We start from the raw sequence: 13,782 nt of genomic DNA, 5'->3' as shown, positions 1-13,782 counted from the left end.
TCAGAATTTGATTTTATGGCTGAAGTGTAAGTGTTTGGTTTCTTTCAATAATCTGAATAATACTAATCACTTCCCTTTTTATGTTTAATTTGAAATAATAATATGACCCTCTATGTGTTTGGGATTTTCTATTTATAATTAGGCAAATGTTCTGGAGAATTCCTTTTTTAATTTATTTTAAAAATTATATCCTCAGGTAAAAGGATAAATCCGTTTTTTTATCCGAATTTGCCATTTATTTATTCAAAACTTATGAGAAAATTACTATTTATATTTTTTACTACCGCTCAGTTAACATTTGCACAACAGATTCCGCTGCCCGAACATCCCAGACCTGATTTTGAACGATCGGAATGGCTCAATCTCAATGGCCAATGGGCTTTTGAGTTTGACAGTCTCAATAAAGGATTAACTCAAAACTGGGCCGACGGCAATACCAAATTTTCGAAAAATATAATTGTGCCTTTCCCCTGGGGTTCCAAGCTATCCGGCGTGAAAGACGAAGCCGATATTGCCTGGTATCAAAAAGAACTTACCATTCCCGCTGCCTGGACTGGCAAAAAGGTGTTCTTTATCATCGGAGCTTCTGATTGGGAAACTACCGTTTGGTTTGACGGAAAACTCCTGGGCAAGCATCAGGGTGGTTATACACCTTTTGATTTTGACCTTACTCCCTTTGTAAAAGCCGGAGAAAAGCAGAAAATTGTGGTCAGAGTAGATGATATTCGCAGAGACTTTACACTTTATGGAAAACAAGGCTATGGCAATGCTCGAGGAATCTGGCAAACCGCCTATCTCGAAGCCCGTGGGAGTTCTTTCTTCGAAAACATTCACTTTACTCCCGATATCGACAATGGTTCAGTGAAAATAGATGTGCTTTTAGGTGAAAAAACCAAAGCCGATCATGCCGTTTCTTTCAAAATTTATGGACCAAAAGGTGTAATTGAAGCCACAGGACTTATTGCAAAAGGAAGGGAAAAAGCTACGGTTTATGTTAATATTCCGGAAGCCCGCCTCTGGACATTGGAAGACCCTTATCTTTATGAAGTAGAGGCTTCTACTGGCGGCGATGTGGTGAAGTCTTATTTCGGCATGAGAAAAATATCGGTCACTCCCCTACCCGGTACCAATATCCCTTATGTGGCCCTGAACAACAAGCCGGTCTATCTTCAACTTACTCTTGATCAATCTTATCATCCTGAAGGCTTTTACACTTTTCCGTCGGATGAATTCATGAAAAATGAAATACTTTTGGCAAAAAACATTGGCCTGAATGGAATCAGAACACATATCAAAGTAGATATTCCAAGAAAACTCTATTGGGCTGACAAGCTGGGTCTGTTTGTGATGAGTGACCTGCCCAATTTCTGGGGTGAGCCTGACGAAAACGCTCAAAAAGAGTCAGAATTTACCTTGAGAGAAATGATCAAAAGAGACTATAACCACCCGGCTATTTTCTCATGGATTATCTTTAATGAAACCTGGGGTCTCCGTTCTACCGTGACCAATCCTGAAACCGGCAAAGAAGAAAGTAAATACACGCCAGCTACCCAAAAATGGGTTACATCGATGTATTATCTGGCCAAATCATTGGATCCCAGTCGTCTGGCAGAAGACAATTCTATATGCTGCGGTGCAGGGCATACCGTTACCGACATCAATTCATGGCATGAATACCTGCCGGGGTATGGTTGGGAAAAACACATGCAAAGCATAGACAATGGCACCTTCCCGGGCAGTACTTTTCATTATGAAAAAGGCTATGCCGAAGCTCCGAATACTCCGATGATCAACTCAGAGTGTGGCAATGTGTGGGGCTACAAAGGCAGCACCGGCGATGTGGACTGGAGCTACGACTACCACCGCATGATGAATGCCTTCAGGATACACCCCAAAATGGCGGGTTGGTTATATACCGAACACCACGACGTTATCAACGAATGGAACGGCTACTGGCGTTTTGACCGAAGCAAAAAATTCACCGGTCTGCCAGAGATTCTTCCCGGCATGACCGACAAGGATTTTCATTCCGAAATATACCTCAGCACCGGCCAGGATATCACATATACTGCAAAAGCTGGTTCTGACGTGATGGTTCCTTTGTATCTGTCCGCAATGACCGACCGCCAGATTGCCGACAACAAGCTGACTTTGGTTACCCAATTGACCGGGACCGACAAGCTCGGCAGGGCAATGGCTACCGAAAAAATCACCTCTACCCTGCCCTACCGCCCCTGGATGCAGGAAAAACTCAGCCCACTTAGTGTTCACATGCCTGAGATAGATGGCATTTATACCCTGGCTTTGGTGCTTCAGGATGCTTCAGGAAGGGTGCATCACCGCAATTTTGTGAATTTTGTGGTGACTGATGGCAAAATTCCTGATACGTACAAGGTCTATGATATAGCCCCAAACAACTATAAAAAGTCAGAATTTTCTCTTAAAAAATGGGAAGTAATGGGTGGAAAAAAAGTGAACGGTGCCGGAAAGGGTTATATAGAGTATGAGTTTAACACCAAAAAACTATTGAAAGCCCCTACCGGCTATTTGATGTTTGAGCTTGGTGCTAAAGAGCTTTTCTTCAAAGACCGCGAAGGCTCTGAAATAAAAAATACTGACTATATGCTGGGTGCCAAAGCCGAGCCTAGTCAAAATCAGAACTCTTACCCAATGACCGACGAAAAGGCGTTTCCATCTGCCATTAAAATACTGATTGACAACAAACTGGCAAAAAAAGTAACGCTTGACGACGACCCTGCCGACCATCGGGGTATCTTGAGTTGGCATAATCAGAAAGAGGACGGAACCTTGAGCGAAGCCGGAAGCTACGGCTATCTGGTAAAAGTTCCTTTGACTGGAGCACAACTGGCAAGCCTGAAAGTAAAAGGCAAAATGAAAGTCAGAATTGAAACAGAGGGGCTTGGAGGTTTAGCAGTTTATGGCAAAGACTTCGGTCGCTATGGAATCAACCCCTCACTGGTAATCCAGGAATAAAGATTAAAATCACCAGAAGAGCTCCGGGTTAGAATATTTCTCCTAAAAATGGTGAATGTTGGGCTCGGAGCTTTTTTGTAATATTCTGAAAAACACTTGCTTTGTACATAATTTTAATTATTTTTGTACAAAAACAATACTATAAATGCTTACTAACATTGATATTGACGATCGGAAAGTAAAAGAAATCATGACGATGATGAATATAAAAACTAAAAAAGAAGCCGTAAATACAGCTATCGATGAGTTTTTGAGAGCTTTGTCTGCCAAAGAATTATTAAAACTTAAAGGTTCCAATGCCTGGGAAGGAAATCTGGATGAAATGCGTAGGGATTGATGGAATACGCAATTTTTGATACTTCAGTTTGGATAAATTTCTCCAGAGGATTTGAAAATAAAGAAACTGCTCTGCTAGAAAAATACCTTTCAGAATACCCCGATTTAATAATTCTAACTCCAACAATTATTCAGGAATTTCTGATGGGCTTAAAAACCGAAAAACATCTTATCCAATTTGAAATTCATTTTAAAAGGTTGACCATTTTAGAGGATAACTGGCTTGAAAACTCAGTTGCCGCCGCCAAACTATACTTCAACCTTCGTAAAAAAGGAATAAGTGTTAGAAAAAGTACTGACTGCCTTATCGCCCAATTTGCCATTAAAAATAATTTCTTGTTGGTTCACAATGACACCGACTTTGATTTGATTGCCAAAGGCACAAACCTAAAAACTATTATTTTATAAATTCATTATAATTAATTTGTAAACCCCATCAAAAAATCTCAAATAATTACTCAGCAAAAGTTATTTTTGATAAAAAATAAAAATCATGACCTCAAGACGCTCATTTCTTCGCTCAATCGGTGTAAGTAGTGCATTTTTGTTAAATGGCGGTGCTATCTCGGCTGCCGAATATCTGGCGGGAAGGAGCAAAGTGAAGTTTCGGTTTGTGGTGGCCTCAGATGGTCATTATGGCCAACCCAACACCGATTTTGATGGCTTTCATAATACCCTCATCCAAAAAGTAAATGCCTTTAACCAGCAGCAAAAAGTAGATTTTGCTATCATTAACGGCGACCTTTTTCATGATAAAACTGAGCTATTACCACAGGTAAAACAAAAACTCGATGGTCTGGCTGTACCCTACTATGTAACTCGTGGTAACCACGACCATGTAAGTGATGAAGGATGGGCCGAAGTATGGAAAATGCCATTAAACCATAGCTTTATACATAAAAACAATGCCTTCATTCTGGGTGATACATCCAACATAAAAGGTGAATATCTGATGCCCAACCTCAACTGGATGCGAGCTGAGCTGGAAATGGCTAAAAGTCAGAAAAACACCTTTATTTTCCTGCATATACCTCAGATACCTTGGGTGGAGCATTGCATAGATAGCCCCGAACTTATCAAACTTTTTGCTGAATACCCCAACATCAAGGCGGTTTTTCACGGGCATATTCACTCACTCGATGGCATCAAAAAACACCAGAGCATCAGTTATCTTTTTGATGCCCACTTTGGCGGAAACTGGGGCACCGAATACCGCGGTTTCCGTGTGGTAGAAGTCATGAAAGACAATAGTATTTTGACTTATATGATGAATCCAGAAGTACGGATTGGGGAGGAGAAGATATAGGTTTCCTAAACTCCAATAATAAAGTAATTTGACTAAAGTCAAAAAGGTTGCAACTTTCCACCATCCACTGGCTAAAGCCAGTGGTAATTAAAATCCCGAGGCTTAAAATTAGATTGATTTAGTATTGAATTCCCACCAGCTTTAGCTGGTGTTTGTCAAATAATTCTACAATTAGGCTTTAGCCAAATTCTTAAAATCATCCCTTTCCCCCACTTCGCTATCAAGCCATCCAACAGCTTGTTGGTCTGGGGGTTAATATGTGTATAAAAATAGAAAATATGACTAAAAATTTGTACTCCTAATGCTTTAATTTCCAACAAAATCTCACTCAATAATGAAACCTACACTGAATAATATGTATTCTTTGGTCTAAAACTTTGTAAACCAGGCGGTGTTCGTCGGTGATTCTTCTTGACCAGTAGCCACTAAAGTTTCCTTTCAGGGGTTCGGGTTTTCCTTTACCTTCAAATGGCGTTCTTAATGTCTCTCTGATAAGTTCGTTGATTCTTTTTTGTACTTTTTTGTCAATCTTGGTCCAATACACGTAGTCTTCCCAAGCTGCAATATCCCAGGACAAGTCCATCAGTCTATCAAATTGTGGGTTTCAAATACTCCTGTTTTTTCTCTTTCTATGGCTTCATTTAAGCGTTGAAGGTTTTTCTCACTACTTGACAAATGAATGGTTTCGAGCATGGAATTATACTCTTTCAGGGATAGCAATACCGCATTATCATTTTTCCCTCTGTTGATAATTATCGTTTGAGCATCTTGTGTAACAGCATCCAGGCTATTTTTTAGATTTAACCTGAATTCGGTGTAATTAACCACTTCCATTGTAATAGGTTATTATTTAAGTACAATATTAATAACTTGTTTAGGTTTCTCCAAATTTCCTAAGTATTAAAATTGTATTCATTGATGTAAATTCACAATGAAAAATTAAGCAATATTTTAAAACTTGAAAAACTTTGACACTCTAACGTATCTTCGTCAGCCTGAGCTAGTCGAAGGCTCAGGCGGACTTCATAGCCCTCACCCCCACTTCGCTATCAAGCCATCCAACAGCTTATTGGTCTGAGGGTTAATGATCATTCGGGCGGGGTCGGCTTCAAACCAGGCAAGAGTTTCTTTGATGCCTTCGGCAAAAGGTATGGTGGCCACGTAGTCAGGTACCAGTCGTTTGATTTTACTGTTGTCAAAAATCGCACAATGTGATTTGTCGCCCCAAAGGCCGCCTTCTTCCGACTCAAAACCGTTCTCATCAGCATATTGGATGATTTTCCTGGAAGGTACATGCATGATGTCGGCCTTTACCCCTGCGGCATCGGCCAACTGGGTGTATATTTGGTTCCAGGTCAATACCTCGTCAGAAGTAATGTGGTAGGCCTCCCCAATCGCTGACGGGCGGCCCATCATACCCACAAAAGCCTTGGCAAAATCACGTGCATGGGTAACGGTCCACAGTGAGGTGCCGTCGCCTTGCACCACAATGGGAAGGCCTTTACGCATACGATCCACAGCGGTGTACTCTGTCCAGCCCGCCAATGAGAGCGGAAAAACCGAATAATATGTATGCGATGGCCTGATGATGGTCATCGGGAAATTATGCTCCCGAAAGGCTTTTACCAATAAATCTTCACAGGCAATCTTATCACGGGAATATTGCCAATGAGGGTTTTTGAGTGGTGTTGACTCGGTAATGATATAATTGGTAGGTGGCTTTTCATAGCACGACGCCGAGCTGATGAATACATACTGCCGGGTTTTCCCGGCGAAAAGCTGGATGTCCCGCTGCACCTGCTTAGGCGTAAAGGCAATCCAGTTGACCACCACGTCCCACTCGTGCGTATTTAATGCTTTTTCGGCCTCAATGGCATTTTCGATATCACAAACGATGTTTTTGACACCCAAAATTGGCTCGCGATTTCCACGGTTAAGATGATACAAATCTATCCCCTTTGCAATTGCCAACTCGCTCACCGGGGTGCTTATATTTCCGGTGCCACCTATAAATAAAACTTTCATTCAACCTTTGGAATGTTTTCTAAACTATTTTTTAAAAACTCTAAACCCATAAATAATCATAAATCTTTGATGATCAGACCTATAGTACGTATAAGCTCTTAAAATATTTGAGTTTGTTACATACCTGAATTCTAAACTTGATCTACCTTTTTCATATCCCAAACCAAGTGAAAAATTGTTTCCTGGAAATATGAAAAAGTCACTAACCTTTCTTTCAAAAACCAAAGCGTCTAGATTTGTCCCAAAATCATATAGACCTTTGTAGAATATATTCCCTTTATTTTCTAAAAATGTTTTCCCTTTTATCCCAACTGGAAATGTTACAAATTTAAAATCAATATCTTTCAAATCTAAATTTCTGGTGTCTTTCCTGGAAGGGCTTATATAAATATTTGGTTCGGTAATTAGACTTAAAGAATTATTGAAAAAAGGAACTGTAATTCCAAATTCAAAACCAAACCTATAGTCTATTTGATTTTGAAAAGGATATCTGTTTTTATCACTAATTAAGGTCAAATTAGAATAAGAAACACCCGGGATAACTTTTAATTCTATTTTGTCTCTTTTCTCTTTTCTTGTATATTCTTTTACCCCACTATCATTGAAAGATTTAACAATATCAATTATTTTTTTTTCATTATAACTCATATTTAAAATCTTTTGACTTTGGTCATTTCCTAATAAATCAATAAGTTGTGCCTTATAAGCCAAATTGTGTGAGATTTTAGTATCAATTACGATATATCTTTTAAAAATTAATTGTTCTATCGGCTTAATGTTGGTGGAAAAAAGCAATCTACTATAATTAAAATCATTATAATAAAATAAAGATGCCTTCTCTCCTTCAAATAAAACTTTTAGAAAAACTTCTTTCAATTCCCAAACAGGTACTTTCTCATAATTTAATTTCCTGACGTCATCGGGAGAAATATCTATATTAACTATTCTACTTATATATTTAGAATTTTCATAGATTTCAAACTCGTCAATATCTTTGGCATAAATCGTTGTTGCTTCGGCCTTGTCACTTGCTTTTGTTTCTATAAACTGGGGGTTATTATTCCAATCTTTGTCAAGAATCAAACATTCGACTCTCAATCCATCCTTTTTTAAATAATAACCCTTTTTAAAGATTGTTTGAGAAAAAACCTGATTTGAAATAAAAAATAAATAAATAAAAATTATTGTGCTTTTTATTGTGGGAGAAGACATTTTATTTATAAAAAAGTGATGTATCAAAATTGATTATTTAAAGGTAAAAATATCTTTAAATAAAATCATATTTTTCTTAAAATTTCTCTCACAAACCCATCAATTCCACTTTTCTAAACTCCACCTCAGAGCCTTCGGCTTGCAGAGCAATTTGACCTTTACTGGCAGTTGAAACGCCTTCATTTACAAGGTCTCCATTTACCCAAACAGTGATTTTGTTCCCTTCACATCGCACTTTAATGGTGTTCCACTCTCCAAGTGGTTTTTCTGAATTATCCGTCAAGTTTTTCACCCGTCTTTCTTTCCCTTCGGTCACACCCCAATCCTCTTTTTTACCCCTTCGAGCTTCCATATCGGGCGTAACCACATCCTCTCCTATGCACCAGAAATCTCCGGCGTTATCGTGCATGAGCTGGCATTCGATAGACTTTGGAAACATTTTATAAAGAATTCTTGGCGTAGAAGCATGCACCAGCACGCCACAGTTTCCGGGCTTTCCGGCGAAACGATATTCTACGGTGAGTTCGTAGTTTTCATATACCTTGTCGGTGATAATATGCCCTTGTGGCTCGGCCAGGCAAACCATTTTACCGTCTCTGACAATAAATGGCGACTTCCCTGAAGGGTTATTATCCAGTGCCGGAACATCAATATGCCATCCGGTGTGATCCTTACCATTAAAAAGGCTAGTGGGCGATTTTTGAGCAAAAATATTTCCTGTAATAAGCAGAAAACTCAAAATGATAGATTTTTTCATTAAGGTTGAATTTTACCCGAAATTTCATCAATTATATGTGAATTTTAAAGGTTTTTGTAAAAATAAAAAAGAACCAACAAGTGCCGGCCCTTTTCAAAATTGATGTTTTTATACTTAATAAACCAATGTCGTTTAGTTAACACAAATTTTAAGTCCCTCTCACTCTGGAGAGGGATTTAGGGTGAGGTTTAAGGTAGTATTTTTCTTAACTAAACGCCATTTATTAATAAACCAAAATCTCATTGTGCGGCAGAGCATATTGATCTTTGGTGGTAAGAATTACAATGGCATCGCCTTTTTTGCATTTGGAAAGGATTTTGTCTGCTTCAATTTTCTTAAAAGTTTGGGCTGAATACATCATAATCGTACCCGTGTTTCCATCTTTGATGGCTACGCCAAATTCAAATTTTCCTGTGATTTCGGCTTTCTTTTCACCTTTTGAAACATCCCCCAAGCTTACAGTTCCGGCCGAGATTAGCCCTTGGGAATCTTTCGAAATCCTGGCTTTAGCCACATCAGAATATTCCTCCACAATCATTTGGTCATTAAGGAAAACCGCAGAGCAATTGGAAAACTTTTCCTGAGCACATGCCATAAAATTAATGCCTGTAAATAAAATTAAAATTAGCTTTTTCATAAATGTAATTGTTTGATTTTGTGTTAATTATGTTTTAATTCCCAAATAATTAATTAAAAGGTTATGATCTTAACAGCCGACCAGCATATCCATCGGGATATTTTGGACTTTCTCTCCCTCCACCCGATATAATCCACCGGAAAAACCCAACCACATATTTCCTTTTTTGTCTTTCAAAATACTCTGAACATGATTTTTGGTTTGTCCTTGAGTCTCTTTAAAAGTCTTAAATTCCTTACCGTCATATTTGATGGCCCCACCTCCCCCTGTTCCGAACCAAATCTGATGATTTTTGTCTTCGTATGCGGTCCAAATGTTCAGGCTGGTAAGACCCTCTTTTTCACCAAAATTCCTGAATTTTTTACCATCAAATCGACTCACTCCCCCACCCTCGGTACCTAGCCAGATATTTCCCTGATGATCCTCCAAAATACATCTGACATTATTGCTTTTTAAACCGGCATTGGCAGTATAAGTATATATATTTTTGCCATTAAACATTTTGAGTCCGCCACCGTCGGTGCCAAACCAAATATTTCCCTTTTTGTCCTGCATCATATTCCAGACCACCTTTTGATTAAATTTCGGGATGCCTCCATTTTCAGTTTTGGGCATATCAAATTTCCTGAAAGCCTTGCCATCAAATCTATCCACACCGGTCATGGTACCCAGCCAGATAATTCCTTTATTATCAATCAAAATACTCCAAATCACTTCATTTTGAAGACCTTCCTTTTTTGCATATGAGGTAAATTTCTTTCCGTCAAATTTGCTTAGACCGCCATCAGTTGCAAACCAAATATTGCCTTGCTTATCCTCAGAAATGCCATTTACCTGATTTCCGGCCAACCCTTTCTTTTTATCAAAAAAATCGAGGCTAGTGCCATTATATCTGCATATGCCATCACTGTTAGTTCCAAACCAAAGGTTTCCAGACCGATCCTGATAAATTTCTCTGATATACTCACTTAACTGTTTGGGGGGAGGTGCAAAACAGTGTCTGTTTGGAGAAGTCAAACTGAAAAAATTAAATTTTGGGCTTGTTTTTTCTTTTTGGCCAAATGAAACCCCAAAATTCAGTATTAAAAAAAATGCTGTTTTAAAAAGCTTTTCCATTTTTGTCATTTTTAAAATAATAAGCAAATCTGTGATATGCTTTGATGCCCAAAACTATTCCGAAGATCGGCAAAAAATGTAAATAGAATGTAAATTATTGCAAAACTGAGGTAAATCGTATGTAAAAGAGCTTTTTTTAAAATAACTTGCGGTCGTATGATTAAAAGGTATTTTTTGCTATTTCTGGCCTTTGTAGGTCTGTCTTGTAGCTCATCAATTGATGACGACAAACACCGTATTGTACAGTTTCGTACCATCGGTCACCAGCTTTTATTGGCCTGTGGTGACTCTACCTCGCGAATTTTGCCGGTTGAAAAAACCAATCCAAACACCTACAGGATTACGTTTGAGCAACAGTTTGAGATTATGCCCGACAGCCTGGCGAATATTGTAATCGCAAATCTGAAAAACTCTGATCCAAAAATTCAATACCGGGTAAGTGTTTATACCTGCAACAAGCCTAAAATGGTTTACGGATTTGAATGGAGCTCAAAAAGTACCGATGATATCACCTGCATGGGCCGAAAACTACCGAATAATTGCTATTGGGTTGAAATCGAAGTGATAGAAACCAGCAGCTCATTATCAATCCTTTGGGTGCTTTTACCACTGGTTATCGTTGGGCTTGGTTTCTTTTTTATGCTCAGGAAAAAAACAAAAAAAGAACTTTCTTTTACCAAAAATGACGGTGATTCACTAAAAATCGGGGCATTTGATTATTACCAAAAAACAGCTGTCTTAGTCATAGAATACCAAAAAATTGAGCTTTCAGAAAAGGAAAATAAACTGCTCAATCTTTTACTCGAAAAGTCCAACGAAACTGTTTCACGTGAATATCTTTTGAAAGAAATCTGGGAAAATGAAGGGGTATTTGTTATCAGCCGTAACCTGGATGTGCTCGTTTCCAAACTGAGAAAAAAACTCACTGCCGACCCTGTAATTAAAATCACCAACAGCCATGGGAAGGGGTATAAATTGGAGGTGTGAGTTTTTACATGCCTAAAAAAACAGTTTTCAAAACAAAATATGCATAACCCCGTCGGGGTGAATTATTTATAACACTAAAAAACTTTAAAATAAAAAACCCTCGTCAGGGGTGAGTTTTTACATTACTTAAAAAAAACAGTTTTCAAAACTAAGTATTCATAACCCCGTAGGGGTGAAATAATTATATCAAAAAAAACTACTTTAAAATAAAAACCCCGTCAGGGGTGACATTCTCAGTATATCGGCCACCTATTCCAGTTGACTCATTACTTCCTCTTTTGAAACCAATTTCCCTGTCTTTTGCTTTTCCATTAAGGAACCCAAAATATAATCCTCTGCAGCTTCTTTTTTCAAAACATTTGCTTTTGATCCTAATTTTTTTGCTAAATCAATCAAAAGTTTACCTGTGCTTTTTGATTCGGTTTGAATTATTATTGTTTCCATATTTTAGCGTTTTTACAAAAATAATATAAAATCTTAAAAATATTCTCTACCTAATCGGCGAAAAATCAGTCGGTTTCATCATGATGGACTCTACTTTTTCTACAATCTTTCCCGATTCCTCTGAAGCATCTCTCGCTTTGATCCAATTGGGGTCATTCCTAAAACCATCCCACGATTTCTTGGCGGCATCGGCATCTTTATGGGCAAGAAAATACAATAATGTAGGCTGAGCACCGTCTTTTTCGATCGTCTCAAAATACATGATATTCTCCATACCATGGTTTTCAAAAAGTTTGCGGGTATGATCTCTGAACCTGGCCACAATATTGGGGTATCTGCCCGGCAAAAGATAGTAAGTTCTCATTTCAAAAAGTCTTTCAGAACTGGCTTGTATTTTCTTGATTTTCCTGGTCAATTCAGGGTTAATCTTCATGAATTTCGACTCAACTTTAGCCACAATTTTGCCACTTTCTTCCGATTTTTTCTGAACATTTTGCCATTCAGGATCTGCCATAAATGCCTTCCATGAGGCATCACGGGCATCTTTACTTGGGTAACCCAACATGTAATAAAGCACATTGTTGTTTTCAGTTGCCGATGTCCAGTATCCTATATTTTCCATACCGTGCTTTTCAAAAAGCTTGGTAGTATGGTCTCTAAATCGGGTTTCTAGAGCGGGTAGCTTGCCCTCGTTACAATAGTAAATCCTTAATTCGAAATACTTTGATGGCTTGGCTTTTGCAAATGTGCCAATCGATATAAGTGAAGCAAAAAATAATATTATTAGTTTTTTCATTAAAAAAATGGTTGAATATTTGACCAAAGATAAGACTTTACTTGTAGCCAAAAAATTCAGACTTGCATTTTGGAAAACTTTCCTAAATTGCACCTAATTCCTACCATTAAAAGTAAGACAATTTTCAAATTATCTATGAAAAATTTCGACATAAAAGACTACAAGGTAAACGATAAAGATTCTTTCAAAATCAAAAAATATCCTACCATAATCAAGGATTTTTATGAAGATAAAACAGAATATGAAACCCTGCTAAGCGAGCTGCAAACTGAAATGGACGAGCTGCAAAGTATGATGTACGCCCACAACCGCTATGGAGTCCTGGTGATTTTTCAGGCAATGGACGCTGCCGGAAAAGATGGCACCATGAAGGCTGTTTTTCAGGGTGTGCATCCTTTGGGCTTGAGTTTTTATTCTTTCAAAAGACCGTCCGAAACCGAGCTCAATCATGATTTTATGTGGCGTTGCTACAAAGAGTTGCCTGAGCGTGGTAAAGTCCAGGTTTTCAACCGGTCTTATTATGAAGAAGTTTTGGTGGTGAAAGTTCACCCCGAAATCCTGCACAATTATCAGAAAATGCCGAATGAAATCAAATCTGAAAAAGATATTTGGGAAAACCGCTATCAAGACATTGAAAACTTTGAAGATTATCTGGCAAACAATGGAATAAAAGTGATCAAGTTTTTCCTGAATGTATCAAAAGAAGAACAAGGTAACCGGCTGATAGAGAGGATTGAAGACATCACAAAAAACTGGAAATTTGAGGAAGGTGATATCAAAGAAAGAGGATTCTGGAAGGAATATCAGGAAGCATACGAAGAAATGATAAACAAAACTTCGACCAGGGAAAACCCCTGGTATGTGGTACCGGCCGACGACAAAAAAAATATGCGGTTGATTGTGGCAAAAATCATGTCAGAAAATCTTAAATCTCTGAAAATGAACTATCCTGAGCCCGATGAAGCCCGGAAAAAGACTTTGGAGGGCTTGATTGAAACTATAAGACAACAGAATAATTCCTGAACCCGGGCAGTACCGAAGGTCAGACTGGTATTTAGGTCAGCACCGAAGGTCAGACCGGTTCACAAAACCGTATCAATTTTAGATTTTCACAAAAAATATTACCCTACTAACATCGCAAACATTATCTTTGCATCCAAATCGGGTCAAAT

Annotated in this window: 15 protein-coding genes; 6 read left to right on the top strand and 9 right to left on the bottom strand. The window is 38.3% G+C overall.

The window, feature by feature from the left end; genetic code table 11:
- The first annotated feature begins 252 nt into the window (after window positions 1-252).
- The 4 genes from IPP61_06540 (at window position 253) to IPP61_06525 (ending at window position 4,636) form a co-directional block, all read left to right on the top strand.
- Window positions 253-2,994, top strand: a complete 2,742-nt coding sequence (locus tag IPP61_06540) for a glycoside hydrolase family 2 (protein MBL0324823.1) — start codon at window positions 253-255, stop codon at window positions 2,992-2,994.
- A gap of 145 nt (window positions 2,995-3,139) precedes the next feature.
- Window positions 3,140-3,331: a type II toxin-antitoxin system VapB family antitoxin gene (locus IPP61_06535; protein ID MBL0324822.1), complete on the top strand. Its 192-nt coding sequence runs from the start codon at window positions 3,140-3,142 to the stop codon at window positions 3,329-3,331.
- Window positions 3,331-3,738 (top strand): PIN domain-containing protein, encoded by a 408-nt coding sequence (locus IPP61_06530; GenBank protein ID MBL0324821.1) that lies wholly within the window; start codon window positions 3,331-3,333, stop codon window positions 3,736-3,738. Before IPP61_06535 ends, IPP61_06530 begins: the two co-directional genes overlap by 1 nt.
- 85 nt (window positions 3,739-3,823) lie before the next feature.
- Window positions 3,824-4,636, top strand: a complete 813-nt coding sequence (locus tag IPP61_06525) for a metallophosphoesterase (GenBank protein ID MBL0324820.1) — start codon at window positions 3,824-3,826, stop codon at window positions 4,634-4,636.
- 328 nt (window positions 4,637-4,964) lie between these two features.
- On the opposite strand, the gene IPP61_06520 is transcribed toward IPP61_06525, so the two are convergent.
- The 7 genes from IPP61_06520 to IPP61_06490 form a co-directional block, all read right to left on the bottom strand.
- Entirely contained in the window at window positions 4,965-5,219 is a 255-nt protein-coding gene (locus tag IPP61_06520; protein ID MBL0324819.1) for a Txe/YoeB family addiction module toxin, read from the bottom strand.
- Window positions 5,219-5,470 (bottom strand): type II toxin-antitoxin system Phd/YefM family antitoxin, encoded by a 252-nt coding sequence (locus IPP61_06515; protein ID MBL0324818.1) that lies wholly within the window; start codon window positions 5,468-5,470, stop codon window positions 5,219-5,221. The genes IPP61_06520 and IPP61_06515 overlap by 1 nt, the downstream gene beginning before the upstream one ends.
- Before the next feature lie 198 nt (window positions 5,471-5,668).
- On the bottom strand, window positions 5,669-6,661 hold the full coding sequence (locus tag IPP61_06510; protein ID MBL0324817.1) for an SDR family oxidoreductase: 993 nt from the start codon (window positions 6,659-6,661) through the stop codon (window positions 5,669-5,671).
- A gap of 24 nt (window positions 6,662-6,685) precedes the next feature.
- The gene (locus tag IPP61_06505; GenBank protein MBL0324816.1) at window positions 6,686-7,744 is read right to left on the bottom strand and encodes a hypothetical protein; all 1,059 of its coding nucleotides are present in this window, start codon (window positions 7,742-7,744) and stop codon (window positions 6,686-6,688) included.
- 217 nt (window positions 7,745-7,961) lie between these two features.
- Window positions 7,962-8,630 carry a DUF1080 domain-containing protein gene (locus tag IPP61_06500; GenBank protein ID MBL0324815.1) on the bottom strand — a complete coding sequence of 223 codons (669 nt, stop codon included), beginning with the start codon at window positions 8,628-8,630 and terminating at the stop codon, window positions 7,962-7,964.
- A 223-nt stretch (window positions 8,631-8,853) separates the two neighbouring features.
- Window positions 8,854-9,267: a hypothetical protein gene (locus IPP61_06495; GenBank protein ID MBL0324814.1), complete on the bottom strand. Its 414-nt coding sequence runs from the start codon at window positions 9,265-9,267 to the stop codon at window positions 8,854-8,856.
- 69 nt (window positions 9,268-9,336) lie between these two features.
- Window positions 9,337-10,383 carry a hypothetical protein gene (locus IPP61_06490; GenBank protein ID MBL0324813.1) on the bottom strand — a complete coding sequence of 349 codons (1,047 nt, stop codon included), beginning with the start codon at window positions 10,381-10,383 and terminating at the stop codon, window positions 9,337-9,339.
- A 156-nt stretch (window positions 10,384-10,539) separates the two neighbouring features.
- Here IPP61_06490 and IPP61_06485 point away from each other — a divergent pair, with 156 nt between their 5' ends.
- Window positions 10,540-11,370, top strand: coding sequence for a winged helix-turn-helix domain-containing protein (locus IPP61_06485; protein ID MBL0324812.1), 831 nt, complete (start codon window positions 10,540-10,542; stop codon window positions 11,368-11,370).
- 249 nt (window positions 11,371-11,619) lie between these two features.
- On the opposite strand, the gene IPP61_06480 is transcribed toward IPP61_06485, so the two are convergent.
- Window positions 11,620-11,814, bottom strand: a complete 195-nt coding sequence (locus tag IPP61_06480) for a hypothetical protein (protein MBL0324811.1) — start codon at window positions 11,812-11,814, stop codon at window positions 11,620-11,622.
- 46 nt (window positions 11,815-11,860) lie between these two features.
- On the bottom strand, window positions 11,861-12,610 hold the full coding sequence (locus tag IPP61_06475) for an NIPSNAP family protein (protein ID MBL0324810.1): 750 nt from the start codon (window positions 12,608-12,610) through the stop codon (window positions 11,861-11,863).
- A gap of 135 nt (window positions 12,611-12,745) precedes the next feature.
- Between IPP61_06475 and IPP61_06470 the strand changes: the two genes are divergently transcribed.
- On the top strand, window positions 12,746-13,633 hold the full coding sequence (locus tag IPP61_06470) for a polyphosphate kinase 2 family protein (protein MBL0324809.1): 888 nt from the start codon (window positions 12,746-12,748) through the stop codon (window positions 13,631-13,633).
- The last annotated feature ends 149 nt before the right edge of the window (window positions 13,634-13,782 follow it).

The organism is Cytophagaceae bacterium (assembly GCA_016722655.1).
In the GTDB taxonomy this organism is placed as follows: Bacteria; Bacteroidota; Bacteroidia; order Cytophagales; family Spirosomataceae; genus Leadbetterella.
Note: the sequence above shows the minus strand (reverse complement) of the source record. Positions and strands in the feature narration are given on the sequence as shown.